This is a genomic window from Mycobacterium aquaticum, from assembly GCF_002086485.1.
Lineage (GTDB): Bacteria > Actinomycetota > Actinomycetes > Mycobacteriales > Mycobacteriaceae > Mycobacterium > Mycobacterium aquaticum.
The window spans coordinates 35,659-60,756 of sequence record NZ_MVHF01000024.1; the positions used below are offsets into that span (position 1 = coordinate 35,659).

Below are 25,098 nucleotides of genomic sequence, written 5' to 3' on the forward strand. Positions count from 1 at the left end.
TTGACCATGCCCCACACCACACTTACGATTTTCGATGAACGGAGATAATTTTCCGCGATACGAAAAAGTGATCGACGCCACAGCAAGGGAGCAGCTTTGCGCATCACGCTCGGACCAAATCAGTACGGGAAGGTGGAAAACCGGGTGGCGCGCCTTTGCACGCCCGGTTTCTGCTGAGGACGGCGACGGTAATTACCATGACTAAATCCAGTGCCGCGAGCGTTGATGTAAAGCGCCCGCAGAAGCACCCAGTCGATGAGATCCTGCCGGTCCCGAAACTTGCGGTGTACGGCTTTCAACACGTGCTGGCGTTCTATGCCGGCGCGGTCATCGTCCCGATCCTCCTGGCAAATTCGATAGGGCTGACCACCACCCAGCTCATCCATCTGATCAACGCGGATCTGTTCACCTGTGGCATCGCCTCGATCATCCAGTCTGTCGGGTTCTGGAAGGTCGGCGTGCGGCTACCGCTGCTGCAGGGAGTCACCTTCACCGCGGTCTCACCGATGATCGCCATCGGCATGGCCGCAGGCGGCGGCGTCGACGGGCTGCTGGTGATCTACGGTGCAGTCATTGTGGCCGGGCTGTTCACCTTCCTGATCGCCCCGTTCTTCTCCAAGCTGATCCGCTTCTTCCCGCCGGTCGTGACAGGCTCGGTGATCACCATCATCGGTATCGCGCTGCTGCCGGTGGCCGCGGCGGACGCGGCTGGCGGGGCCGGGCCAACCCTTGAGCCGACCAGCGCCAAGAACATGGCATACGCGATGGGCACGCTGGCTCTGATCGTCATCATCCAGCGCGTGTTCAAGGGGTTCATGGCCACGGTCGCGGTGCTGACCGGCCTGGTCGTCGGGACCGTGGTGGCCTGGATCCTGGGCGACGCCCACTTCAGCGACGTGGCCATCTCGTCCTGGTTCGGCGTGACCACGCCGTTCTACTTCGGTTGGCCGAAGTTCGCGCTGGCCGCCGTCGTCTCGATGATCGTGGTGATGCTGATCACCGCCGTCGAGACCACCGGTGACGTGTTCGCCACCGGCGAGATCGTGGAGAAGCGGATCGTGCGCGAGGACATCGCCCGCGCGCTGCGCGCCGACGGCCTGTCCACCATGATCGGCGGCGTCCTGAACTCGTTCCCGTACACCTGCTTTGCCGAGAACGTCGGATTGGTTCGGCTGACCCGGATCAAGAGCCGTTACGTGGTGGCCTCGGCCGGGTTGATCATGATCGTCCTCGGCCTGCTGCCAAAGGCGGCGGCAATCGTGGCCGGCATCCCGCACCCAGTGCTCGGTGGGGCCGCGCTGGCCATGTTTGCCACGGTGGCCGTGGTCGGCTTCCAGACACTGTCCAGGGTGGACTTCCATGACCACCGCAACGTGGTCATCGTGGCCACCAGCGTTGGCCTGGCCATGTACGTGACCGTCCAGCCCGACGTTGCCAAGGCAGTGCCACAGTGGGCACAGATCATCCTGGGCAGCGGGATCACCCTGGGCAGCATCACCGCGATCGTGCTCAACGTGGTGTTCCACCACATCGGCAAGGGTCGTGGCCCGGCCGTGGCCGGCACACCCGGCGAGAACCTGGTACGGCTGTCCGAAGTGAACAACATGTCATCCGAGGAGTTCGTGCGCACCTTCTCGAAGTTGTTCCAGGGCCCGGACTGGGTGGTTGAGCGGGCCTACGCCCGGCGCCCGTTCAGCGACACCAACCACCTGCGCCGGTCGTTCCAGGAGGCGCTGTTCGCGGCCACGCCGGAGGAGCAGGCGCAGCTCATCAATTCCTACCCCGATCTCGGGGCGGTGTCGGTGGCCATGGGCGTGGAGGGTGACGCTTCCCAGGCCGACCAGTCGGTGCTGGGGCTGACCCGGCTCGCCGAGGCGGAGCACCAGGAGTTGGCGGCGCTGACAAAGGCCTACCGGGACCGATTCGGCTTCACACTGATCATGGCCGTGCGCGACAACGCGAATATCGACCAACTGCTGAGCCACGGCTGGGAGCGACTGAACAACTCGCCGACCCAGGAACACGCGGCCGCGCTGATCGAGATCGCGAAGATCGCCACCTACCGATTCGACCGGCTGGTGGCCGACGCGAACCCGATCCACTCCGCCCGGTCCCGGCGTCTCGACACCTGACCCGTCGACGTCGACACTGAGACACATTGGAAGGCAACAGGATGACATCGGCTGCGGGATCTACCGTGCCACCTGCCCGCACCATCCTCGACGGTGCCGCCGTGGTGACCATGGACGGCGCACGGACCGAGCACCCGACCGGGCACGTGGTGATCGAGAACGGCCGGATCGTGGCGGTCGGGTCGGGTCGGGCTCCGGCGGAGCTGGACGGCACGCGCATCGACGTGACCGGCTGCCTGGTCACTCCGGGTCTGGTGAATACCCACCACCATCTCTACCAATGGGTGACCCGGGGGCTGGCCGTCGACGACGGCCTGTTCGGCTGGCTGACCACGCTGTACCCGGTCTGGGGCGGCATCGACGAGGACATCGTCGGGGCCGCGGCAGCCGCCGGCCTGACCTGGCTGGCCCGCACGGGCTGCACCACCTCGACTGATCACCACTATGTGTTCCCAGCCGACGGCGGGGACGTACTCGGTGCGGAGATTCACGCGGCCCGCCGGGTCGGTCTGCGCTTCATGCCTACGCGCGGTTCGATGGATCTCGGTCGCCGCGACGGAGGATTGCCGCCCGACCACGTCGTCGAGGACATCGACACCATCCTGGCCGCGAGCGTCGCCGCGATCGACACGCACCACGACCCGGGCCCCGACTCGATGCTGCGCATCGGGCTCGCGCCGTGCTCGCCGTTCTCGGTGACCGGGGACCTGCTGCGGCAATCCGCAGCTCTCGCCCGGGACAAGGGGGTGCGTCTGCACACCCATCTCGCGGAGACCATCGACGAGGAGGACTTTTGCCGGGAGCGGTTCGGTCGCACCCCGGTCGAGTACATGGAGACGCTGGACTGGCTGGGTGACGACGTCTGGCTGGCCCACGGCATCCACTTCGACGACCCGGCCATCAAGAAGCTGGCGGCCGCCGGGACCGGCGTCGCGCACTGCCCGTCGTCCAACGCCCGGCTCGGCGCCGGCATCGCGCGCACCGCCGACCTCCGCGCGGCCGGGGTTCCGGTCGGCCTCGGCGTGGACGGCGCGGCCAGCAATGAGGCCTGCTCGCTGATCGAGGAGGTCCGGCACGCCCTGCTGTTCGCCCGCGCCCGCGGCGGCCCGCAGGCGCTGGCGGTGCGGGACGCGCTCGAGCTGGCCACCATCGGCGGGGCCCGGCTGCTCGGCTGGGATGACCAGATCGGATCGCTCGAGCCGGGCAAGCTGGCCGACATCGCGGTGTGGCGGGTCGACGGTCTCGGGCACGCCGACGTTGTGGACCCGGTCGCCGCCCTGGTGTTGGGCGCGGCCCCGCCACTTGAACTGCTCATGGTCGGCGGCCGAACAGTGGTCGAGCGGGACCGCGTGGTCACCGTCGACGAGCACGCACTCACCCAATCCGCGGTCCGCGCACACCGCACGCTCCTGGCTCGCGCGAGTACCGTGACCTGCAAGGAAGGAACGGCGTCATGACGACACCCAGTGTCACGGTCAACGGTGAAAAGCGCCCGGTCGTCGATATCGAGCCGTACGTCACCGCATTGGACTGGCTGCGCGATCAAGGGCTGACGGGCGCCAAAGAGGGCTGCGCCGAAGGCGAGTGCGGCGCCTGCTCAATCATGGTGACCCGGCCCGACGGGGATGGCCGCACCCGGTGGACCGCGCTCAACGCGTGCCTGGTGCCGGTGCTGCTGTTGGACGGCCAGGAGGTGGTGACGGCCGAGGGTCTCGGCAAGCCGGGTGCTCTGCACCCGGTGCAGGAGGAGATGGCGCATCGCGGCGGCTCCCAATGTGGCTACTGCACGCCCGGCTTCATCTGCTCGATGGCCGCCGAGTACTACCGGCCGGACCGCGCCCCGACCGACCCCAGCAGCAACGGCCATCAGGCAGCCGATCACGAGCACGGGCCGAACGGGTTCGATCTGCACGCGCTGAGCGGAAACCTGTGCCGGTGCACCGGATACCGCCCGATCCGGGATGCCGCCTATGCGTTGGACGTTCCGGCCGCTGACGACCCGTTCGTGCAGCGCTGCGCGACGCCGGCGCCTACCGCGCCTGCCACCCGGGTGCGGGTCGGCGACACCGAATTCGTCCGACCCGCCGACCTGGCCGCGGCGGTCGCGCTGCTGGCCGAGCGGCCGGACGCCACCGTGATCGCCGGCTGCACCGACTGGGGCGTCGAGGTCAACCTGCGAGGCACCCGTGCCCCGTTCGCGGTGGCCGTCGACCGGCTCCCTGAGTTGCGCACCTTCGAGGTCGGCCCTTCCGAAATCGAGCTCGGTGCGGCGCTCACCCTGTCCGAAGCCGAGCGGCTGCTGGCAGGGCGGATCCCGCTGTTGGACCAGCTGTGGCCGCAGTTCGCGTCCCGGCTGATCCGCAACGGCGCGACCCTTGGCGGCAACCTGGGCACCGCCTCGCCCGTCGGTGACGCCCCGCCTGCGCTCCTGGCCCTGGAGGCGACGCTGGTCCTGGCCGGACCAGGCGGCGAGCGCGAGGTCGCGCTGGCCGACTACTTCACCGGCTACCGACAGACGGCGAAACAGCCCGCCGAGCTGATCCGGGCGGTACGCATCCCGCTGCCGTTGGCCTCGATGGTTGCCTTCCACAAGATCGCCAAGCGACGGTTCGACGACATTTCCAGCGTGGCCATCGCGTTCGCCCTTGAGGTCGCCGAAGGTGTCGTCGAACGCGTCGCCATCGGCCTCGGCGGGGTGGCGGCGACCCCGATTCGGGCCACCGCCACCGAGGACGCGCTGCGCGGTCGCCCGTGGACCGCTGACATCGCACGGGAGGCCGCCGCCGTGCTCGGCCGCGAGGGCACCCCCATCGACGACCACCGGGCCAGTGCCGCATTCCGCGCGGCGATGCTCGAGCAGTCGCTGCTCAAGTTCCACGCCGAATCTGCAGTACCAGAGGGGAAAGCGTCATGAGTGATCTCAGCACCCGCCCACCGCAGCCGGTCGTCGGCATCGAGATGCCCCACGAGGCCGCGGACCTGCACGTCACTGGGTTGGCCCTCTACACAGACGACCTGGTCAGCCGCTACCCGGGCACGCTGCACGCCTACCCGGTGCAAGCCCCGCACGCGCACGCCCGGGTGCGCGCGCTGGACACCGCACCGGCGCTGGCAGTGCCCGGGGTGGTGTACGTGCTCACCGTGGCCGATGTGCCCGGGGTGAACGACGCCGGGGTCAAGCACGACGAGCCCCTGTTCCCCAGCGAGGTCATGTACTACGGGCACCCGGTGTGCTGGGTGCTCGCCGAGACCCTGGAAGCAGCCAGGATCGGCGCAACCAAGGTCGCCGTCGAATACGAACCGCTGCCATCGTTGATCACGATCAAGGAGGCCATTGCCGCGGAGAGCTATCAGGGTGCTCGGCCCGTGCTGCGCCGCGGCGACCCGGATGCGGCCTTCGCAGGCTGCGCGCACGTCTTCGAAGGCGAGTTCGAGTTTGCCGGGCAGGAACACTTCTATTTGGAGACCCACGCGGCGCTGGCCAGCATCGACGAGAACGGGCAGATCTTCGTCCAGTCCTCGACGCAGCACCCGACCGAGACTCAGGACATCGTGTCGCACGTGCTGGGCAAGGCGAATCACGAAGTCACCGTGCAGTGCCTGCGCATGGGTGGGGGCTTCGGCGGCAAGGAGATGCAGCCGCACGGCTACGCGGCTGTCGCGGCGCTGGGTGCCGTGATCACCGGACGTCCGGTGCGGGTCCGATTCAACCGAACGCAGGACATCACCATCTCCGGCAAGCGGCACGGCTTCCACTCGGTGTGGAAATGCGGCTTCGCCGAGGACGGCACGATCCAGGCGTTGATCGCCACGCTGACGGCGGACGGCGGCTGGAGCCTGGACCTGTCTGAGCCGGTGCAGGGCCGCGCACTGTGCCATATCGACAACGCCTACTGGATTCCGAACATCGAGGTGCACGGGCGGATCTCCAAGACGAACAAGACGTCGCAGACCGCGTTCCGCGGGTTCGGCGGTCCGCAAGGAATGCTCGTGATCGAGAACATCCTCGGCGAGTGTGCACCCGCGCTCGGCCTGAGCGCCCGCGAGCTGCGCCGCCGCAACTTCTACACTGCGGGGCAGACCACCCCGTACGGGCAGGAAGTACGCCATCCGGAGCGCATCGAGCGGGCCTGGAACCAGGTGCTGGAGAGCGGCGACGTCGATCGGCGGCTGGTCGAGATCGAGGCGTTCAACGCCACCCACGAACACACCAAGCGGGGGCTGGCAATCACCCCGGTCAAGTTCGGCATCTCGTTCAACCTGACCGCGTTCAACCAGGCCGGCGCGCTGGTGCACGTGTACAAGGACGGCTCGGTGCTGATCAACCACGGCGGCACCGAGATGGGCCAGGGCCTGCACACCAAGATGCTGCAGGTCGCAGCGACCGCCCTCGGGGTGCCGCTGTCCAGCGTACGGCTGGCGCCGACCCGTACCGACAAGGTGCCCAACACGTCGGCCACCGCGGCCAGTTCGGGCGCCGACCTCAACGGCGGCGCGGTGAAGAACGCCTGCGAGCAGATCAAGGCGCGGCTGGCCGAGGTGGCCGCCGAAGAGCTCGGCGGCGTGCACCCGGCCGACGTCCGGTTCGCCGACGGCAAGGTGACGGGGCTGGCGGAAACCGACCGCGTTCTCGATTTCGCCGAGCTGGTGAACCTCGCCTACCACCAGCGGGTGCAGCTGTGGGCGGCCGGTTTCTACCGCACCGCGGGGCTGTACTGGGACGGCAAGCGGATGCAGGGTTCGCCGTTCAAGTACTTCGCCTACGGGGTGGCCGCCAGCGAGGTGGAGGTGGACGGGTTCACCGGGGCCTACCGGCTGCGCCGAGTGGACATCGTGCACGACGTCGGTGACAGCCTGTCCCCGCTGATCGACCTCGGCCAGGTGGAGGGCGGCTTCGTGCAGGGCGCCGGCTGGCTGACCCTGGAGGACCTGCGATGGGACACCGGCGACGGGCCGTCCCGCGGCCGACTGGCCACCCAGGCCGCGAGCACCTACAAGCTGCCGAGCTTCTCGGAGATGCCCCAGGAGTTCAACGTCACGCTGCTGGAGAAGGCGCACGAAGACGGCGCCGTCTACGGGTCGAAGGCGGTCGGCGAGCCGCCCCTGATGCTGGCCTTCAGCGTGCGGGAGGCACTGCGCGAGGCGGTCGCCGCGTTCGGCCCGGTCGGGCACTGCGTCGAGCTGGGCTGCCCGTCCACCCCGGAGCAGGTGTTCTGGGCCATCCAGCGTGCCCGCTCCCCGGAGGCCCCCATGCGGCCCAAGGATGCACCCGCCGTCCAGGTCGCCGGAGGCGGCGCCTAACCATGCACTGGATGAGCGCGATGGCGCGGCTGCGTGAGCAGCGGGTGCCGGCGGTGCTGGTCACCGTTTCGGCCGTGCGCGGGCATGCGCCCCGGGAGGCCGGCGCGAAGATGCTCGTATCCGCACACGAGTGCTGGGGCAGCATCGGGGGCGGCAACCTCGAGCAGTCCGCGCTGCTCGCGGCGCGCGAGTTGCTGACCGCGGGCCGCCGGGAGCCGGAGACCCAGACCTGGGGCCTCACCGAACGGGCTCCGGCCAAGCACGGCGTCCAGTGCTGCGGCGGTGAGGTGAGCGTGCTGTTCGAGCCGCTGCACCCGGTACCTGCGGTGGCGATCTTCGGGATGGGTCACGTCGGCTGTGAGCTGGCCCGGATCCTGGCCCGCCACGACATCGAGCTGCACCTGGTGGACTCCCGCGCGCGGCACGTCGAGCCGGAGCGGTTGGCCGCGCTCACCGTCGATGCCGAGGCCCGGGTGCACACCCACCACGCGGTGGTGCCGGAGCTGGTGCTCGGCGAGCTGCCGGCCGGCTGCCACGTGCTGCTCATGACCCACGACCACGCCGAGGACATCGCGCTCTGCGACGCCGCCTTGTGCTGCGGACATCTGGGCTCGATCGGTCTGATCGGGTCTTCGGTGAAGTGGCGCCGGTTCGCCAAGCGGCTGTCTGAGGAAGGCCACGGCGAGGCGGCGCTGGCTCGCATCACCACACCGATCGGGCTTCCGGAGATCACCGGTAAGGAGCCGGCGACCATCGCGGTGAGCGTGGCCGCCGACCTGTTGTTGCGGTTCCAGCGCGAACGTCCGGCGAGTACCGACCGCACGCGAGGAGGACGAGATACCGACCGCACGCGAGGAGGACGAGATACCGAGGTGAGCGCCGAGGTGAGCTCCGAGGAAGCGGAGGTGACCCGATGACGATCTACCGCGGGACCGTACTGGACACCCCCGAATCGCCGTTCACCGGCGGGGTTCTGCGGGTCGAGGCCGACGCCGGGATCGCGGTGACCGACGGTGTGATCACCCACCGGGGACCGTTCGCCCAAGTCCGTGCGGCCAACCCGGATGCCGAGGTGGTCGAAATGACCGGCGGCGTGGTGCTGCCCGGTCTGGTGGACACCCACGTCCACTTCCCCCAAGTGCGGGTGATCGGCGCGCTCGGCATGCCGCTGCTGGACTGGCTGGACCGGTGCGCGCTGCCGGAGGAGGCCAAGATGGCCGACGCCGACTACGCGCGCACGGTGGCGGCCGAGTTCGTCGACGGGCTGATCCGCGCCGGTACCACGACCGCACTGGTGTTCGGGGCACACTTCGCGCCCGCGGTGGACTGCCTGTTCGAGCAGGCCGCAGCGGGAGGGCTGCGGGTCAGCGCCGGGCTGGTGGTCAGCGACCGGCTGCTGCGCCCTGAGCTGCTGACCACCCCGGAGCAGGCGCACGCGGACGGGTTGGCGCTGGCCGGTCGCTGGCATCGAAAGGACCGACTGCGCTATGCCGTCACGCCCCGGTTCTCGCTCTCGACCAGTGACGCGATGTTGGAGTCCTGCGCGGAGCTGCTGAGCGACGTCGACGGCGCACTGTTCACCTCGCACGTCAATGAGAACACCGCGGAGGTCGACACCGTGCGCGGGCTGTTCCCAACATGCGACTCCTACGTGGACACCTACGGCCGCCACCGGTTGCTCGGGCGGCGCAGCGTGCTGGCGCACAACGTGCACCCTGACGATGCCGAACTGGACCAGTTGGCCGCGGCGGGAGCGAGCGTGGCGCACTGCCCGTCGTCGAACAGTGCATTGGGCAGCGGGCTGTTCCCGCTGCGCCGGCACGTCGAACGCGGGGTGCGGGTGGCGCTGGGCACCGACGTGGGCGCGGGCACCAGCTTTTCACTGCTGCGCGAGGGCCTCCAGTCCTACTTCATGCAGGCCCTGCTCGGGGCGGACGGCCTGCCGCTCACCGCAGCGCACATGCTGTACCTGGCCACCGCGGCTGGAGCAGCCGCGCTCGAGATGGACAGCGAGATCGGCGATCTGTCGGTGGGCAAACAATTCGACGCGGTGTGGGTCGATCCGGACCCCGGCAGCACCCTGGGCCTGGTGCTGGCGCACGCCGCCGATTCTGACGACGCCCTCGCCAAAGTTTTCGCGCTGGCCGGGCCGTCCGACGTGCGTGGGGTCTGGGTCAGCGGCGACCGGCTCCGCTGACACCGCACCCAGCGCCGCCGCGATCTCATCCTCGAACACGGTGACCGCTTTGTGCGACAAGCACGGTCGCTCGACGCATGCGCCTGGCCGCCGACGTGGACGCATCGCTCCACCAGGAGTGGCACGAAGTCTCGAATCCGACTCTGCTCGAACTACTTACGGGCGTTCTCTACGGCCTGGGCACCACGGCCACCGTTCGGGGCAGCGCCGATCAGCTTGCGCCGTACGGCAAAAATATCCAAGACGCTCGCCGAACAGAGCCGCATGATGGCGTCATGAGTTCTGGACAAGGCGTGGCCGACACCGGGCTGATGGTGGCCGCCATCCGCGCCGAGGAATCCCGCCGCGACGACCGACTGTTCACCGATCCGTTCGCCGAGAAGCTCGCCGGTGAATCCGGGCAACGCCTGCTCGAGGAGGCCATCGCCACCGCAGGCGACAAGAGCACGCTGCAGATCGTGGTGCGTACCCGCTTCTGGGACGAGGCCCTGCTCCGCGCGGTCGCGACGGTGGATCAGGTGGTGATCCTCGCCGCCGGGATGGACGCCCGGGCCTATCGCCTGCCGTGGCCCGACAACACCACGGTCTACGAACTGGACCAACCTGCGGTGATCGCCGCCAAGGCCGAGGCACTGGGCAGTGAGCAGCCGCGCTGCCGCCGCGTCGCCATCGGCATCGACCTGGCCGAGGACTGGCCCGCCGCACTGCAGGCGGACGGCTTCGATCCCCAGCGCCCGGCGGTCTGGCTGATCGAAGGGCTGCTGCAGTACCTCGACGAGTCCGCGGTGCGCACCCTGTTCGAGCGGATCGATGCGGTCTCGGCACCGGGATCGGTGCTGCTGTACGACGTGGTCGGCAAGACCCTGCTGGACAACGTGATGCTGACGGCGGTCCGCGAGCACATGGCGCGCAACAGCGCGCCATGGCTGTTCGGCACCGATGAGCCCGGCGAGCTGAGCGAACGGCTGGGCTGGTCGGCCGTCGTCACGGACGTCGCCGAACCCGGCAACCGCTGGAACCGGTGGTTCGCGCCCGCGGTGCCGCTGGACGTGCCGAACGTACCGCGCGGCTACTTCGTCGAGGCAGCCAAAGGCGCCTGAGCCGGCTGGCGGTCCGCCGCCGTCTTCGGTGGCACGTGGGCGTCTTCGTCGCTGAATTCCTTGGTCCAGCAGGCAAATTCGAGCGTGATGCCGTCCGGGTCGAAGAAGTAGAACGAGCGCACGTACACACCCGGATGCACGGTCGGCGAGACCTGCATGGCGCTGGTGTCATGGTTGAGCACCGGGCCCACCCGCACGCCTTTGTCCTTGAGCTTCTGCCGGTACTCATCGAACTTCTCGGCGGGCACATGCAGCGCCAGGTGGTTCATCGAGCCGGTGGCACTGACGATCTCGCCGATACCGGGGATCGCGGCAGGCGCCGACACCCCGGGTACGCCGTCAGGCGCGTCACGGAACCAGAAGAACGCGACGCAGTCACCATTGCCCGCGTCGAAGAAGAAGTGCTGCCCCATGGCGCCGGGCAGATCCAGCGATTTCACCAGGGGCATGCCCAGCACATTGGTGTAGAAGTCGACGGTCCGTTCCATGTCCGAACACACCAGTGCCACATGGTTGATGCCGCCGAGCTCGAACTCGGAATTGGGATAGTTGGGCTTGATCACGTCGCGACTCCTCCGCTGCGAACCCGCCGAGCACTGGCGTGGCTCCCAATCTGAATCTAACATCAGATTCAGATTGGATCAACGCTCGAACAAGGAGTCCTGTGACCGTCAGCCCCCGTGAGCAACTGCCGACCGCACGCGGCAGGCAGACCCAGGCCGCCATCGATGCGGCCGCGCGGGAAGTGATCGCCCGCAAGGGCATTCTGGCCACGACCATCGCCGATATCGCCTCGGAAGCGGGCCGGTCCACGGCATCGTTCTACAACTATTACGACTCCAAGGAGGCCATGGTCCGCGAATGGGCTCTGCGCTTCCGCGACGAGGCCCGCGACCGCGCGCGTGCCGGCGCCAAGCCCGGGTTGTCCGGCTGGGAACGCTCGTACGAAGCCGCGGCCGCCCACTGGCAGACCTACCGGCACCGGCTCGCCGAGATCATCAGCGTGTACCAGCTCGCCATGGTCAACGAGGATTTCGCCCGGTACTGGGCCGAGATCTGCGAACTGCCCATAGGGTTGATCACCGATATGGTCAAACATGCTCAGCGCCAGGGCTTCTGCCCGGACGACGATCCACACCTGACCGCCGTCGCACTGGTGTCGACACTCAACCAGTTCTGCTACACGCAGCTATCGGGAGGCAACGCGGCCGATGTCGATGACCAGGCCTGCGTGACCACCCTGGCCAACATCTTCTACCGGACCATCTACTACAAGGAGAGCGCGCGTCCATGAGCAGAACCTCCGGGGCATCGGTGGCTGCGGGTGTGGTCCGTGAGTTCGTCGGACTGGAGTCCCCCACCGCACGTCGCGCCGGCGCAGGCGGACACCCGTGTCAGGGCATCTACTACCGCGGCGTCGGCCGCAAACCCAAGGTGGCAATGATCGCCACCCACTACCAGATCGACTTCTCCGAGCACTATCTCGCCGATTACATGGCCACCCGAGGCATCGGCTTCCTCGGGTGGAACACCCGCTTCCGCGGCTTCGAGAGCAGTTTCATGCTCGACCACGCACTGGTGGACATCGGCGTCGGGGTGCGCTGGCTGCGTGAGGTCCAGGGCATCGAAACCGTGGTGCTGCTCGGCAATTCGGGCGGCGGCTCGCTGATGGCCGCCTACCAGGCCCAGGCAGTCGACCGGCACATCACGCCGCTCGAGGGCATGCGCCCGGCGGCAGGCGTCGGCGATCTGCCACCGGCCGACGGATACATCGCCAGCGCCGCCCACCCGGGACGCCCCGACGTGCTCACGGCGTGGATGGACGCGTCGGTGATCGACGAGAACGACGCGGTGGCCAGCGATCCCGCACTGGATCTGTTCGACCAGCGCAACGGCCCACCCTTCGCACCCGAGTTCGTCGCCCGCTACCGGACCGCCCAGATCGCCCGCAACGACGCCATCACCGACTGGGTCGAGCAGGAACTCGAACACGTCCAGGCCGCCGGATTTTCGGACCGCCCGTTCACAGTGCTGCGCACGTGGGCCGACCCCAGGATGGTCGACCCGACCATCGAGCCGACGGCACGGCAGGCCAACCTGTGCTACGCCGGGGTTCCGGTCAAGGCCAACCGCTCGGCGCGGGGCATCGCCGCGGCCACCACGCTGCGGAACTGGCTCGGGATGTGGAGCCTGCGCCACGCCCAGACCAGGGCCGAACCGCACCTGGCCCGCATCCACTGTCCCGCGTTGGTGATCAACGCCGACCAGGACACGGGGGTTTACCCCTCCGATGCGCAGCGCATCTACGGCGCGCTCGCAAGCACCGACAAGACGCAGTGCTCGATCAACACCGACCACTACTTCACCACGCCGGGTGCCCGCAGCGAGCAAGCCGACACCATCGCACGCTGGATCGGCAAGAGATGGCGGTGAATCCGGGCCCGATCCGGGTCCTCGCACACTTCGAGCCAGGCGAGAAGGTACTGGATTTCCTTGCGCCCCATCTTGATTGGCTCGACGTCCGGTTCTGCGCCGAGGACGACGACGCGACGTTCTACCGGGAGCTGCCCGAGGCCGAGGTGCTCTGGCACGTGCTGCGGCCGATCACCGGCGATGATCTGAACCGCGCTTTGCGGCTGCGACTCGTGCACAAGATGGGCGCCGGGGTGAACACCATCGACGTGGACACCGCCACGCAATTGGGGATCCTGGTGGCCAACATGCCCGGCGCCAACGCGGCCTCCGTCGCCGAGGGCACGGTACTGCTGATGCTGGCCGCGCTGCGGCGGCTGATCGAACTCGACCAGTACACCCGCGAGGGCGACGGCTGGCCGACCGATCCGACCCTGGGTGAGACGGTCCGCGACATCGGCGGCTGCACGGTCGGGCTGATCGGCTACGGCAATGTCGCGCACCGGGTCGAGCGGATCGTCACGGCCATGGACGCCGATGTATTGCACACCAGCACCCGCAACACCGGCCATCCCCGCTGGCGCAATCTTCCAGAGTTGTTGTCCACCAGCGACATCGTGTCTCTGCATGTGCCGCTGACCGACGCCACCCGCGGGTTGCTCGACGCCGACGCGCTGGCGTCGATGAAGCCTGGCTCGGTCATCGTCAACACCGCGCGCGGTCCCATCATCGACGAGACCGCCCTGCTCGAAGCCCTGGGCACCGGACAGATCGCCGCAGCCGGGCTCGACGTGTTCGAAGTCGAGCCGATTCCGCCAGGGCACCCGTTGCTGGGTTTGGAGAACGTGGTGCTCACGCCACACGTGGCCTGGTACACCGTCGACACCATGCGGCGCTATCTGAAGGCGGCAGTGGACAACTGCCGGCGCATCCACGATGGACAGCCGTTGGTCAACGTAGTGAACAAGGTGACCTAGGCCCCGGCGTGGCGCCGATCACCCCGGCGTACCCTCGAACCCGACCCACCGGTTAATCGGGAAATGCCGCCAACGGAGGAACCGCATGCCCATTGCCATCACGTCTGAGCACACCGACCTCGCCGATTCGGTCCGATCGTTCGTGGCCCGCGTGGCACCGTCCGAGGTGCTGCACGAGGCGTTGGACGCCGACTGGGTAAACCCGATCCCCAATCCCCCGCCGTTCTGGAAGGCCGCGGCCGAGCAAGGCCTGCAGGGCGTGCACTTGTCGGAATTCGTTGGTGGACAAGGATTTGGAATCCTCGAGTTGGCCATCGTGCTGGCCGAGTTCGGCTACGGCGCGGTGCCTGGGCCGTTCGTCTCGTCGGCGATAGCCAGCGCCCTGATCGCAGCGCACGATCCGGTGGCCAACGTGCTGGCCGGGCTCGCCTCCGGAGACGCGATCGCGGCATACGCCATCGATTCCGGGCTGACCGCGACGCGGCACGGCGACGGACTCGTGATCCGCGGCGAAGTGCGGGCGGTGCCCGCCGCCGCACAGGCCTCGGTCCTGGTGCTTCCGGTCGCGATCGACTCCGGCGAGGAGTGGGTGGTCCTTGACGCCGACAGGCTGGAGATCGAGCCGGTCAAGAGCGTCGACCCACTGCGTCCGTTGGCCCACGTGCGGGCCAACGCGGTCGAACTGAGCTCCGACGACGAAGCCACCCGCGTCCTCACGCACCTCAGCCGGCCACTGGCCCACGCAGTGATATCCACCCTGCTCGCCGCCGAGGCCATCGGTGTGGCGCGCTGGGCCACCGATACCGCCGCGGCGTACGCCAAGATCCGTGAGCAGTTCGGCAGGCCGATCGGTCAGTTCCAGGCCATCAAACACAAGTGCGCCGGGATGATCGCCGAGACCGAGCGGGCCACCGCGGCGGTCTGGGACGCCGCGCGAGCCCTGGACGAGGCGCACGACCTGCGCGAGAACGATTCAGCGGAGGCGCATTTCGAATTCGCCGCAGCCGTCGCTGCCACGCTCGCCCCTGCCGCGGCACAGCACTGCACGCAAGACTGCATCCAGGTGCATGGTGGCATCGGCTTCACCTGGGAACACGACGCCAACGTCTACTACCGCCGCGCACTGGTGCTGGCGGCCTCTTTCGGCCGGGCCGCCGAATACCCCCAGCGCGTGGTCGACACCGCGACCACCACCGGGATGCGCCCCGTCGACATCGACCTCGACCCCGATACCGAGAAACTGCGGGCGGAGATCCGCGCGGAAGTCGATGCCCTCAAAGCGATTCCGCGCGAGGAACGCAACATCGCCATCGCCGAGGGCGGCTGGGTGCAGCCGCATCTGCCCAAGCCATGGGGCCGCGCCGCCGAACCGATCGAACAGATCATCATCGCCCAGGAGTTCTCCGCGGGCCGGGTGAAGCGGCCACAGATGGGCATCGCCGCCTGGATCATCCCGTCCATCGTGGCGTTCGGCACCGACGAGCAGAAGCAACGGTTCCTGCCGCCCACCTTCCGCGGCGAAATAATCTGGTGCCAGCTGTTTTCCGAGCCGGGCGCGGGATCGGACCTGGCGAGCCTGACCACCAAGGCCACCAAGGTCGACGGCGGCTGGCGCATCACCGGGCAGAAGATCTGGACGACGGGTGCGCAGTACTCGGCGTGGGGCGCGCTGCTGGCCAGAACGAACCCAAGCGCTCCAAAACACCAAGGCATCACCTACTTCCTGCTCGACATGAAGTCGCCGGGTATCGAGGTCAAGCCGCTGCGCGAGCTGACCGGCAACGCGATGTTCAACACGGTGTTCATCGACGACGTGTTCGTACCCGACAGCATGGTGCTGGGCGAGGTGAACCGTGGCTGGGAGGTCAGCCGCAACACCCTCACCAACGAACGGGTGTCGATCGGCAGCAGCGAACCGCCCTTCTTGGCCAACCTGGACCAGTTCGTGGAGTTTGTGCGAGACGGCCAGTTCGACCAGATCGAGCAGAACCGGGCAGGCCAGTTGATCGCCGAAGGGCACGCGGCCAAGGTGCTCAACCTCCGTTCGACCCTGCTCACGCTGGCCGGTGGCGACGCGATGCCCGCCGCCGCGATCTCCAAGCTGTTGTCGATGAAAACCGGTCAGGGCTATGCCGAATTCGCCGTGGCCTCTTTCGGCACCGAGGGTGCGATCGGCACCGGCGAACCCGGCCGGTGGGCCGACTACCTGCTGGCCAGCCGGGCCACCACCATCTACGGCGGCACCTCGGAGGTGCAGCTCAACATCATCGCCGAACGGTTGCTGGGCCTGCCCCGCGATCCCTAATCTTTTCCCGCGAGCAGTCGCAGAATCGCACTTTGAGTGCCTCCAGAGTGCGATTCTGTGTCTGCTCGCCGGGCATATCCGGTGCTACCGTCGAAATAGGCGGACGTCACAGACGGTTGGCATTGGTGATGAAGATGTTCAGGCAACGTGTACTGCGCCCGGTGTTCGTGGGCGCCGCAGCGCTGTCGGTTGTGATCGCACCGACGGCGGTGATTCAGCAGATCTCTCCAGGGCCCACCGAAACTCGTGCCGACCCATGTGTAGACGGCGTCATTCCGTGGAACCCCTACATCGTGAACTGTAACCTACAGCCCAGGATGCCGCGGGTGCGCGGCGCGGCTCCCGACGCCGGAGCCATCATCGCGTGCCGCGGCAAGCCGGGATGCCTGTCGTGGTACGTGAACGGGCCGTGAGAACGATGACCAACGACGTCGAAAAGCGTTGGCACGACCCACAGATGTTCCGGTCGGCCGTCACGTACGTGGTGTGTGTCGTGGCCGTGGCAGGCGTGGCTCTTGCGTCGTACGCACTCATCGGCGACCACTCGATACTGTCCGCCGTTCTGGTCCCCACTGTGCTGTTCGTCGGCGGTGTGGGCGCATTCGTGCGCACGTATCAGGTGTGGAAAGCCGGCGGGACGTGGCCCATCTGGCATGGCGCAGGCTGGTTCCTCTTGGCCCTCTCGCTCGTCTGCCTGGCCGTGCCGGGTTCAGCGATACTGTCGTCGTAGGACAGTGCCCAGCGGCCAGTTGTGGCACGCAATCCACGAAAATCCGTGCAACAACTGGCCATTGGGCCTAGGGCAGAATCGAGTCGACGTAACCGCCGTCGACCCTCAACGCGCCGCCCGTGGTCGCGGAGGCCAGCGGCGACGCCAGATAGGCCACCATGTTCGCGATCTCTTCCGGCTCGATCAACCGCTGCAGCAGCGACTGCGGCCGGTACTTGATCATGAACTCCCGCTGCGCCGCATCCCACGGGAGCGACTTGTCGACGAGCTGATAGACGAAATCCTCGACACCCGCGGTGTGCGTCGGCCCGGCGATCACCGAGTTGACCGTCACGCCGGTACCGGCGGCCTCCTTGGCGAAACCACGCGATACCGCCAGCAGTGCAGTTTTCGACACGCCGTAGTGGATCATCTCGGCAGGGATCACGATCGCCGAGTCACTGGCGATCTGGATCGCCCGGCCCCACCCCCGCTCGATCATCCCGGGCAGGTAGCTGCGGATGAGTCGTACCGAGACAAGGACATTCACGTCGAAGTAGGTGCGCCACTGTTCGTCGGTAATCTCCATGGGCGGCACCGCGCCGAAGATGCCGAGGTTGTTCACCAGGACGTCGACGGCGGGCAGCTGCCGCAGCAGTTCGGCCGTCCCCTCCTCGGTGGACACGTCGGCGGCCACGCCGATCACGTCGAGGCCCGCCAGTTTGGACACGGCCTCGTCGACCCGCTCCGCGGTGCGGCCGTTGACGGCGACGCGGGCGCCGCTGCGGGCGAGGTGTTCTGCGATGGCCAGCCCGATGCCCTGCGTCGAGCCGGTGACGAGTGCGGTCTTTCCCGTGAGGTCGATGTTCACGTCGCAGTACTACCTCTCGGCGGTCCCGGCTATTCCCCGATGCTCACGGCGAGCAGACGTGGCGGTACTCGAACGACGGCGTGTCGGGCACCGCAGTGTCTGCTCGCCGGAGAAAGTCAGTCCAGCTCGATGTCCCGCAGCTCGCGTTTGAGGATCTTGCCGGTCGGATTGCGGGGCAGCTCGTCGAGGAACACCACTTCGCGGGGCACCTTGTACCGGGCGAGGTGGTCTTTGACGTAGGTCTTGATGGCGTCCTCGTCGATGGTGGCGCCCTCGGCCTTGACCACGAAGGCACGCAGCCGCGCACCCCAGTCCTTGTCCTCGACACCGAGCGCCGTGGCCTCGACGACCTCGGGATGCCCGCTGATCAGGTCCTCGACCTCGGCCGGGAACACGTTCTCGCCGCCGGAGACGATCATCTCGTCGTCGCGGCCGCTCACGTAGAGCAGGCCGTGTTCGTCGAAGTAGCCGACGTCGCCCGAAGACAGCATGCCGTCGATGATCTGCTTGCCGCCTCCGCCGGTGTAGCCCTCGAACGGGAAGGTGTTGCCGACGAAGATCCGCCCGACCTCACCCTGCGGCACCTCGTTGCCGTTGTCGTCGAAGATCTTCACCCGCACGCCCTTGACCACGGGACCGACCGTCGCGGGGTTGATCGAGAGATCCTTGGGCCGCGCGATGGTCGCGAACGCGATCTCGGTGGAGCCGTACAGGTTGTAGACGACCGGCCCGAGATCCTTGAGCGCGCGCGTCGCCAGCTCGGCACCCAGCTGCGAACCGGAGACGAACACGATGCGCAGCGACGACAGATTTGGTTTGGGCGAGGTCTGGTCGAGGGCGTCGAGGATGCGCGACAGCATGACCGGCACCACCACCATGGCCGTCACCTTGTGCTTCTCGATGTCCGCGAGCACCGTGGCCGGTTTGAAGCGGCGGCGCAGCACCAGCGTGGTGCCGAGCATCATCGCGATGGTGCCGTGCAGGAAGCCCAGCGCGTGGAACATCGGGGCGGGCAGCGAGGTCACCTCGCCGGCCTTGAACGGAACGTGCGACAGGACGCCGCCGATCGGTGCGAGCGACGGCGGAGTGCTGCGGTTGGCGCCCTTCGGCGTGCCAGTGGTGCCGCTGGTCAGGATGATGATCGACGAATGCTTGGTGACCTTGGGCGCGGGGTTGCCGCTGCTGCGGGCGATGAGATCGGCCAAGGTCTCGTCGGTGCTGCCCGACGGTTCCTCCTTATCCGGGTTCTTGCCCAGGGCGCGCAGCTTGCCCAGCTCTGGTTCGGCCTGCGCGACCGCCGCGGTGTACTCGTCGTCGTAGATGATCACCTTGGCGCCTTCGCGCTCGGCGACCTCCTTGATCTGCGGCCCGGAGAACTCGCTGTTGAGCAGGATGATCCGGGCGCCTGCGCGGGCAGCGCCGTACACCGCGATCAGGAACCACCGATGGTTGCGAGCGAGGATCGCGACGCCGTCTCCGCCCGTGATCCCCATGGTCAGCAAGCCGTTGGCAACCGCATGGGCGGCCTGGTCGAGTTCGCCGAAGGTCAGCTCGCCGTCGTCGTCGATGACCGCGGTGCGGTTGGGGTGACGACGCGCGTTGAGCGCGGGAATCATGCCGAACTCGCCCCAGCGCACGATGTCGGCCAGCATCGCCGCCATGTTCTGCGGCGGTTCCAGGCGTAACGCGCCTGCCTCGAACATCTTGCGTGCGTAGTGCAACTCCGCGGCACCGCGGTCAAGGTATCGCTGGGCTTTCCCCGCGACCTGCGCCGGCAGGTCAGAAAGACTTGGCATGGGGCCCACAATATGTGACGCGGGTCGCAGTCGGGTGGGATGGCTACCATGAGCTGATGGCCGGTGGTGTGACACTGGATGTGGATGGTCTGCAGGTGTCGGTCAGCAACCCGGACAAGGTGATTTTCCCTGACGCCGGCGTCACCAAACGGGATCTGATCGACTACTACCTCGCGGTTGCCGACGGTGCGCTGCGCGGGGTTTCCGGGCGTCCGATGATTCTCAAACGGTTCGTCAAGGGCATCACCGCCGAGGCGATTTTTCAGAAGCGCGCGCCAGAGAAACGCCCGGACTACATCGATGTCGCCGAGCTCAAATACCGGTCGGGCACATCGGCCAAGGAAGCCGTCATCGACAACGCCGCCGGGCTGGTGTGGGCGGTGAACCTCGGCTGCGTCGACCTCAACCCGCACCCCGTGCTGGCGACAGATCTCGACCACCCCGACGAACTGCGCGTCGATCTGGACCCGATGCCGGGCGTCGACTGGCGCCAGATCGTCGAGGTGGCACTCATAGCGCGCGACGTGCTGCAAGATCACGGCCTGACCTCGTGGCCGAAGACATCGGGCTCGCGGGGCTTTCACATCTACGCCCGCATCCACCCCCGCTGGCCGTTCAAGCAGGTTCGCCTCGCCGCCCAGACCGTGGCGCGGGAGGTGGAGCGACGCGCTCCGGAGCTGGCGACGGCGCACTGGTGGAAAGAGGAGCGCGAAGGCGTCTTCGTCGATTTCAACCAGAACGCCAAGGACCGTACCGTCGCCTCGGCCTACTCGGTGCGCGCTACGGCCGATGCACGGGTGTCCACGCCATTGCGGTGGGACGAGGTGCCGGATTGCCGGCCCGAACGATTCACGATCTCCACGGTGCCTGCCCGGTTCGCCGACATCGGCGATCCGTGGGAAGGCATGGACGACGCACCAGGCAGCCTGGACGCGCTGCTGGAGTTGGCCGAGAAACTCGGCCCCGCCGAGAAAGCCCCCACGGGCGCATCCCGCGACGGGCGGCGGGTTTCGACGATGCCGCTCATCGAGATCGCCCGCACCAAGACCCGTGACGAGGCGATGGCGGCGCTGGACGTGTGGCGCGAGCGGTATCCGGCTGTCGCTCAACGGCTTGAACCAGTGGACATCCTGGTCGACGGCATGCGCGGCCCCAGCTCCATCTGGTACCGCATCCGGATCAATCTGCAGCACGTGCCGGAGGCCGAGCGCCCGCCGCAAGAGGAGCTGATCGCCGATTACAGCCCGTGGGAGAACTATTCGGGCAAGCAGTGGCGGCAGGGCTGATCGTGCCGTTGTCCCGGCGTGTGTCGAACGCGGGTCCCACGTTGACACCTGACTGCCGTCACACTACGTTCGTCACAGATGATTGAAACGTTTCAACGATCGTGGGAGGCCTCCGGCATGACCCTGTGGTCCCACGAGTTTGCAGCCGCGGGCGCGGCGCCGCCGGTAGCCTGAGGCGTCATGCGAATCGCGCTGTTCGCGACCTGCCTGGCTGACGCCCTGTTCCCGCCTGCCGCCATCGCGACGGTCGAGTTGCTGGAGCGACTCGGGCACGAAGTCGTGTTTCCACCCGGCCAAACCTGTTGTGGCCAAATGCATGTCAACACCGGATACCTCAGAGAGGCCACCGCCGTGGTACGCAACCACGTGCAGGTGTTCGACGCTGCGGACTGCGACGCCGTCGTCGCGCCATCCGGGTCCTGCGTGGGGTCGGTGCGTCACCAGCACGCCATGGTCGCACGCCGAGCAGGCGACGAGGAACTGGCCACCCGCGCCGAGGCGATCGCGGCGCGCACCTACGAACTGTCGGAATTCCTCATCGATGTGCTCGGTGTCGAAGATGTCGGCGCTTACTACCCGCACCGGGTCACCTATCACCCGACATGCCACTCGCTGCGCATGCTTGGCGTAGGCGACAAGCCGCTGCGCCTGCTGCGCCATGTCCGCGGCCTGACCCTGCTGGAGCTACCCGAAGCCGAATCCTGTTGCGGTTTCGGCGGAACCTTCGCTCTGAAGAATTCCGACACCTCCACGGCCATGCTCACCGACAAGATGACCAACATCCTCGAAACCGGCGCCGAGGCATGCAGCGCCGGCGATTCGTCGTGCCTGATGCACATCGGCGGCGGCCTCAGCCGGTTGCGCAGCGGGGTGCGCACCGTGCATCTGGCGGAGATCCTGGCGGCGCGGGACGAGCGCAGCGACGCGAAAGGGAGGGGAGCATGACCACATTCCTGGGCACCCCGGGCGTGGGCAATCTGCGCGGCGACGAATCCTTCCCGAAGGCCGCCCGCGCCGCACTCGCCAACTCCCAGCTGCGCCGCAACATCGGCCACGCCACCCACACCATTCGGGCCAAGCGGCTGGGTGCAATACGCGAATGCGCCGACTGGGAAGAACTGCGCGCCGCGGGCAGCGCACTCAAACAAGACGTGCTGGCCCGGCTACCCGAACTGCTCGACGAACTCGAACGCAACGTCACCGCACGCGGCGGGGTGGTGCACTGGGCCCGCGACGCCGACGAGGCCAACCGCATCGTCGCCGGACTGGTGCGCGACGCCGGGGCCGACGAAGTCGTCAAGGTCAAGTCGATGGCCACGCAGGAGATCGGGCTCAACGAATACCTGGAAGCCGAAGGCATCGCGGCGTTCGAGACCGACCTGGCCGAACTGATCGTCCAACTCGGCCACGACAAGCCCAGCCACATCCTGGTCCCAGCGATCCACCGCAACCGGGCGGAGATCCGCGAGATCTTCACCCGGGAGATGCCCGATGCCGGTGAGCTCACCGACGATCCTCGGGTGCTGGCGATGGCCGCCCGGGCGCATCTGCGGCGCAAGTTCCTCACCGCCAAGGTCGCGATCAGCGGCGCGAATTTCGGTGTCGCCGAGACGGGAACGCTGGCCGTGGTGGAATCCGAAGGCAACGGCCGGATGTGCCTCACGCTGCCACAGACCCTCATCACCGTGATGGGCATCGAGAAGATCGTGCCGAGGTTCTCCGACCTCGAGGTGTTCATGCAGCTGCTGCCCCGCTCGTCGACCGCCGAGCGCATGAATCCCTACACCTCGATGTGGACCGGGGTGCATCCCGGCGACGGGCCGCAGCAGTTCCACCTGGTGCTGCTGGACAACGGCCGCACCCGCGTCCTCGCCGACGACGTGGGACGCGCTGCGCTGCACTGCATTCGGTGCAGTGCATGCCTCAATGTGTGTCCCGTCTACGAACGCACCGGCGGCCACGCGTACGGGTCCGTGTACCCGGGCCCGATCGGGGCGATCCTGAGCCCACAACTCACCGGAACCACCGGCCACGACGACCCCAACGCCAGCCTGCCCTACGCATCATCGCTGTGCGGAGCGTGTTTCGAGGCCTGCCCGGTGCGCATCGACATCCCGTCGATCCTGGTGCACCTGCGCGCCGAGCAGGTGGACTCCGAGCGGGGCGGTCTTCCGTCCGGCCAGGATCTGGCCATGCGCGCCGCCGGCTGGACGATGGCCTCGGCAGGGCGGTTCTCGCTGGCCGAAAAGGCAATGGCTGCCGGACGATTGGTCGCAGGCCGCGATCACCGCATCTCCGCGCTACCGTGGCCGGCGTCGAAATGGACTGCCAGCCGCGATATTCCCGAGCCACCGAAAGAGACGTTCCGGCAGTGGTGGATCCGCACGCACGGGAGCACGTCATGAACAACCCACGCACCGAGATACTCGGCCGTATCCGCACGGCCCTCGCCGGCGCGCCACCGCAACCCGTTGCGGTACCGCGGGATTACGACCACCAGCCGCTCACCGGGCCGGGTGATGTGGATCGGTTCGCCGAAACGGTGGCCGAGTACCGGGCCCGCGTGCACCGCATCGCCGCTGCCGACATCGCCGCCACGGTACGCGAACTGACCGGCGCCGACGCCACCGTGGTGATCCCCGCCGACGTGCCCGACGACTGGATCACCGGTGTGCGCACCATCGCCGACGATCCGCCGCTCGGGATCGACGCGCTCGACGGGGCCGACGCAGTCCTGACCGGCTGCGCCGTCGGGATCGCCGCGACCGGCACCATCGTGCTCGACGCAGGCGCCGCCCAGGGCCGTCGTGCCCTCACCCTGGTACCCGACCACCACATCTGCGTCGTGCGCACCGACCAGATCGTCGACACCGTTCCACAAGGATTCGCCGCACTCACCGCAACCCGCCCGCTGACCTTCATCTCAGGACCCAGCGCCACCAGTGACATCGAACTGGAACGCGTGGAAGGGGTGCACGGCCCCCGCACACTCGACGTGCTGATCGTCTAGCCCGCCGTGGAGTCCCGCACGATCAATTCCGGTTGGAACACCACGTGTTTGGGCTCGCGCGCCCTGCCCTCGGCGGCTTCGATGAGCAGGTCCACCGCCGTCCTCCCGATCTCGGCGGTGGGCTGGCGCACGGAGGTCAACGGCACGACGGCCGAACGGGCGAAGTCGATATCGTCGTAGCCGACCAGCGCGATGTCGCCAGGCACCTGTACCTCACCCATCAGGGTCAGCGCCTGCAATACCCCCATGGCCAACAGGTCGTTGGCGCAGAACACTGCGTCGGGGCGATCCTCGGGACGGCGGTCTCGCAGCCGCTCGCCGGCCGCGCGCCCGTCGAGCACGCTCGGCGCACTGGTGTCGACGATCTCCAGTTGTGCGCCAGGGGTTTCCGCAACAGCGTCGGCAGCACCCCGGCGGCGGTCCCGGATCTGCCGGAGCGTGGCAGGCCCTCCGACGAACGCGATGCGCCGCCGTCCGATCGCACACAGGTGCTGCACAGCCAGCCGCGCACCGGCAACGTCGTCCACCGCCACCGAATCGAATGCCGTACCGCTGCCGTCGCGGTCCACGAGCACTACGGGAGTGTCGCGGTCCCGCAACGCATTCAGCCGGGCGAGATCCTCACCGACCGGCGATACCAACAAGCCGAACACCCGTTGCTCGTCGAAGGCGTCGATGTAGGCACGTTCCCGGGCGCTGTCGTCGTCGGAGGTGCCAAGCAGAACCGTGAGGTTGTGTTCACCCGCGCGACGTTCGGCGGCCCGGGCGATGTCGGTGAAGAACGGGTTGCCGATGTCGAGCACCACAAGACCCACACTGCGGGACCGGCCCGCCTTGAGCTGGCGGGCGGCGTCGTTGCGGACGAAGCCCAGCTGGTCGATGGCGGCCTGCACCCGCGCCACGGTTGCAGGCGCGACCTTGTCCGGCGCGTTGAGCACATTGGAGACCGTGCCCACCGATACCGACGCCGCGGCGGCGACCTCACGCATGCTCACCACGGCA

Annotated in this window: 21 protein-coding genes; 17 read left to right on the forward strand and 4 right to left on the reverse strand. The window is 67.8% G+C overall.

The genetic code is table 11. The annotated features are described in order from the left end of the window. Positions 1-197 precede the first annotated feature (197 nt). The 7 genes from uraD (at position 198) to BST13_RS21840 (ending at position 10,730) form a co-directional block, all read left to right on the forward strand. A complete protein-coding gene (uraD, locus tag BST13_RS21810; RefSeq protein WP_083166103.1) occupies positions 198-2,132 on the forward strand; it encodes a 2-oxo-4-hydroxy-4-carboxy-5-ureidoimidazoline decarboxylase in 1,935 nt (644 codons plus the stop codon). 41 nt (positions 2,133-2,173) lie between these two features. Continuing rightward, complete coding sequence (locus BST13_RS21815) at positions 2,174-3,589, forward strand: 8-oxoguanine deaminase (RefSeq protein ID WP_083166104.1); 1,416 nt, start codon at positions 2,174-2,176, stop codon at positions 3,587-3,589. Next, entirely contained in the window at positions 3,586-5,046 is a 1,461-nt protein-coding gene (locus BST13_RS21820; RefSeq protein WP_083166105.1) for a xanthine dehydrogenase small subunit, read from the forward strand. Before BST13_RS21815 ends, BST13_RS21820 begins: the two co-directional genes overlap by 4 nt. Next, the gene (gene xdhB / locus BST13_RS21825) at positions 5,043-7,433 is read left to right on the forward strand and encodes a xanthine dehydrogenase molybdopterin binding subunit (RefSeq protein WP_083166106.1); all 2,391 of its coding nucleotides are present in this window, start codon (positions 5,043-5,045) and stop codon (positions 7,431-7,433) included. Before BST13_RS21820 ends, xdhB begins: the two co-directional genes overlap by 4 nt. 11 nt (positions 7,434-7,444) lie before the next feature. Then, positions 7,445-8,350, forward strand: coding sequence for a xanthine dehydrogenase accessory protein XdhC (gene xdhC / locus BST13_RS21830; protein ID WP_245839765.1), 906 nt, complete (start codon positions 7,445-7,447; stop codon positions 8,348-8,350). Further along, positions 8,347-9,630, forward strand: coding sequence for a guanine deaminase (guaD, locus tag BST13_RS21835; RefSeq protein ID WP_083166108.1), 1,284 nt, complete (start codon positions 8,347-8,349; stop codon positions 9,628-9,630). Before xdhC ends, guaD begins: the two co-directional genes overlap by 4 nt. A gap of 275 nt (positions 9,631-9,905) precedes the next feature. After that, on the forward strand, positions 9,906-10,730 hold the full coding sequence (locus BST13_RS21840; protein ID WP_083166158.1) for an SAM-dependent methyltransferase: 825 nt from the start codon (positions 9,906-9,908) through the stop codon (positions 10,728-10,730). Here BST13_RS21840 and BST13_RS21845 read toward each other — a convergent pair. Then, a complete protein-coding gene (locus BST13_RS21845; protein ID WP_083166109.1) occupies positions 10,700-11,293 on the reverse strand; it encodes a VOC family protein in 594 nt (197 codons plus the stop codon). The two genes, BST13_RS21840 and BST13_RS21845, sit on opposite strands and share 31 nt — an antisense overlap. Positions 11,294-11,394: 101 nt before the next feature. On the opposite strand from BST13_RS21845, the gene BST13_RS21850 reads away from it, so the two are divergent. The 6 genes from BST13_RS21850 to BST13_RS21875 all read left to right on the forward strand — a co-directional run bounded on the left by BST13_RS21850 (position 11,395) and on the right by BST13_RS21875 (position 17,154). After that, complete coding sequence (locus BST13_RS21850; protein WP_083166110.1) at positions 11,395-12,024, forward strand: TetR/AcrR family transcriptional regulator; 630 nt, start codon at positions 11,395-11,397, stop codon at positions 12,022-12,024. Next, positions 12,021-13,163 carry an alpha/beta hydrolase gene (locus BST13_RS21855; protein WP_083166111.1) on the forward strand — a complete coding sequence of 381 codons (1,143 nt, stop codon included), beginning with the start codon at positions 12,021-12,023 and terminating at the stop codon, positions 13,161-13,163. Before BST13_RS21850 ends, BST13_RS21855 begins: the two co-directional genes overlap by 4 nt. Beyond that, positions 13,154-14,119, forward strand: a complete 966-nt coding sequence (locus BST13_RS21860; RefSeq protein ID WP_083166112.1) for a 2-hydroxyacid dehydrogenase — start codon at positions 13,154-13,156, stop codon at positions 14,117-14,119. Before BST13_RS21855 ends, BST13_RS21860 begins: the two co-directional genes overlap by 10 nt. 85 nt (positions 14,120-14,204) lie before the next feature. Then, complete coding sequence (locus tag BST13_RS21865; RefSeq protein WP_083166113.1) at positions 14,205-16,424, forward strand: acyl-CoA dehydrogenase family protein; 2,220 nt, start codon at positions 14,205-14,207, stop codon at positions 16,422-16,424. A gap of 134 nt (positions 16,425-16,558) precedes the next feature. Next, the gene (locus BST13_RS21870; protein WP_342744311.1) at positions 16,559-16,837 is read left to right on the forward strand and encodes a hypothetical protein; all 279 of its coding nucleotides are present in this window, start codon (positions 16,559-16,561) and stop codon (positions 16,835-16,837) included. 5 nt (positions 16,838-16,842) lie between these two features. Further along, positions 16,843-17,154, forward strand: a complete 312-nt coding sequence (locus tag BST13_RS21875) for a hypothetical protein (RefSeq protein WP_083166115.1) — start codon at positions 16,843-16,845, stop codon at positions 17,152-17,154. A 67-nt stretch (positions 17,155-17,221) separates the two neighbouring features. Here BST13_RS21875 and BST13_RS21880 read toward each other — a convergent pair whose 3' ends face one another. Together BST13_RS21880 and fadD2 are read right to left on the reverse strand one after the other, a co-directional pair. After that, entirely contained in the window at positions 17,222-18,004 is a 783-nt protein-coding gene (locus tag BST13_RS21880) for an SDR family NAD(P)-dependent oxidoreductase (RefSeq protein ID WP_083166116.1), read from the reverse strand. Between the two features lie 116 nt (positions 18,005-18,120). Continuing rightward, positions 18,121-19,800, reverse strand: coding sequence for a long-chain-fatty-acid--CoA ligase FadD2 (gene fadD2 / locus BST13_RS21885; protein ID WP_083166117.1), 1,680 nt, complete (start codon positions 19,798-19,800; stop codon positions 18,121-18,123). Positions 19,801-19,856: 56 nt separating this feature from the next. Here fadD2 and ligD point away from each other — a divergent pair, with 56 nt between their 5' ends. The 4 genes from ligD to BST13_RS21905 all read left to right on the forward strand — a co-directional run bounded on the left by ligD (position 19,857) and on the right by BST13_RS21905 (position 24,096). Then, entirely contained in the window at positions 19,857-21,086 is a 1,230-nt protein-coding gene (gene ligD, locus BST13_RS21890; protein ID WP_083166159.1) for a non-homologous end-joining DNA ligase, read from the forward strand. Between the two features lie 180 nt (positions 21,087-21,266). Continuing rightward, a complete protein-coding gene (locus tag BST13_RS21895; RefSeq protein WP_083166118.1) occupies positions 21,267-22,031 on the forward strand; it encodes a (Fe-S)-binding protein in 765 nt (254 codons plus the stop codon). Further along, on the forward strand, positions 22,028-23,491 hold the full coding sequence (locus tag BST13_RS21900) for a LutB/LldF family L-lactate oxidation iron-sulfur protein (protein WP_083166119.1): 1,464 nt from the start codon (positions 22,028-22,030) through the stop codon (positions 23,489-23,491). The genes BST13_RS21895 and BST13_RS21900 overlap by 4 nt, the downstream gene beginning before the upstream one ends. Beyond that, positions 23,488-24,096, forward strand: a complete 609-nt coding sequence (locus tag BST13_RS21905; protein WP_083166160.1) for a LutC/YkgG family protein — start codon at positions 23,488-23,490, stop codon at positions 24,094-24,096. The genes BST13_RS21900 and BST13_RS21905 overlap by 4 nt, the downstream gene beginning before the upstream one ends. Here BST13_RS21905 and BST13_RS21910 read toward each other — a convergent pair. Continuing rightward, a complete protein-coding gene (locus BST13_RS21910) occupies positions 24,093-25,085 on the reverse strand; it encodes a LacI family DNA-binding transcriptional regulator (protein ID WP_083166120.1) in 993 nt (330 codons plus the stop codon). The two genes, BST13_RS21905 and BST13_RS21910, sit on opposite strands and share 4 nt — an antisense overlap. Between the last annotated feature and the right edge of the window lie 13 nt (positions 25,086-25,098).

What these genes read in the sequence shown, in the direction of transcription:
- BST13_RS21875 (WP_083166115.1), top strand. Translation starts at nt 16,843, where the DNA reads ATGACCAACGACGTCGAAAAGCGTTGGCACGACCCACAGATGTTCCGG.
- fadD2 (WP_083166117.1), bottom strand. Translation starts at nt 19,800, where the DNA reads ATGCCAAGTCTTTCTGACCTGCCGGCGCAGGTCGCGGGGAAAGCCCAG.
- BST13_RS21855 (WP_083166111.1), top strand. Translation starts at nt 12,021, where the DNA reads ATGAGCAGAACCTCCGGGGCATCGGTGGCTGCGGGTGTGGTCCGTGAG.
- BST13_RS21870 (WP_342744311.1), top strand. Translation starts at nt 16,559, where the DNA reads ATGTTCAGGCAACGTGTACTGCGCCCGGTGTTCGTGGGCGCCGCAGCG.
- BST13_RS21910 (WP_083166120.1), bottom strand. Translation starts at nt 25,085, where the DNA reads ATGCGTGAGGTCGCCGCCGCGGCGTCGGTATCGGTGGGCACGGTCTCC.
- BST13_RS21905 (WP_083166160.1), top strand. Translation starts at nt 23,488, where the DNA reads ATGAACAACCCACGCACCGAGATACTCGGCCGTATCCGCACGGCCCTC.
- BST13_RS21865 (WP_083166113.1), top strand. Translation starts at nt 14,205, where the DNA reads ATGCCCATTGCCATCACGTCTGAGCACACCGACCTCGCCGATTCGGTC.
- BST13_RS21820 (WP_083166105.1), top strand. Translation starts at nt 3,586, where the DNA reads ATGACGACACCCAGTGTCACGGTCAACGGTGAAAAGCGCCCGGTCGTC.
- BST13_RS21860 (WP_083166112.1), top strand. Translation starts at nt 13,154, where the DNA reads ATGGCGGTGAATCCGGGCCCGATCCGGGTCCTCGCACACTTCGAGCCA.
- xdhC (WP_245839765.1), top strand. Translation starts at nt 7,445, where the DNA reads ATGAGCGCGATGGCGCGGCTGCGTGAGCAGCGGGTGCCGGCGGTGCTG.
- guaD (WP_083166108.1), top strand. Translation starts at nt 8,347, where the DNA reads ATGACGATCTACCGCGGGACCGTACTGGACACCCCCGAATCGCCGTTC.
- ligD (WP_083166159.1), top strand. Translation starts at nt 19,857, where the DNA reads ATGGCCGGTGGTGTGACACTGGATGTGGATGGTCTGCAGGTGTCGGTC.
- BST13_RS21815 (WP_083166104.1), top strand. Translation starts at nt 2,174, where the DNA reads ATGACATCGGCTGCGGGATCTACCGTGCCACCTGCCCGCACCATCCTC.
- xdhB (WP_083166106.1), top strand. Translation starts at nt 5,043, where the DNA reads ATGAGTGATCTCAGCACCCGCCCACCGCAGCCGGTCGTCGGCATCGAG.
- uraD (WP_083166103.1), top strand. Translation starts at nt 198, where the DNA reads ATGACTAAATCCAGTGCCGCGAGCGTTGATGTAAAGCGCCCGCAGAAG.
- BST13_RS21900 (WP_083166119.1), top strand. Translation starts at nt 22,028, where the DNA reads ATGACCACATTCCTGGGCACCCCGGGCGTGGGCAATCTGCGCGGCGAC.
- BST13_RS21840 (WP_083166158.1), top strand. Translation starts at nt 9,906, where the DNA reads ATGAGTTCTGGACAAGGCGTGGCCGACACCGGGCTGATGGTGGCCGCC.
- BST13_RS21895 (WP_083166118.1), top strand. Translation starts at nt 21,267, where the DNA reads ATGCGAATCGCGCTGTTCGCGACCTGCCTGGCTGACGCCCTGTTCCCG.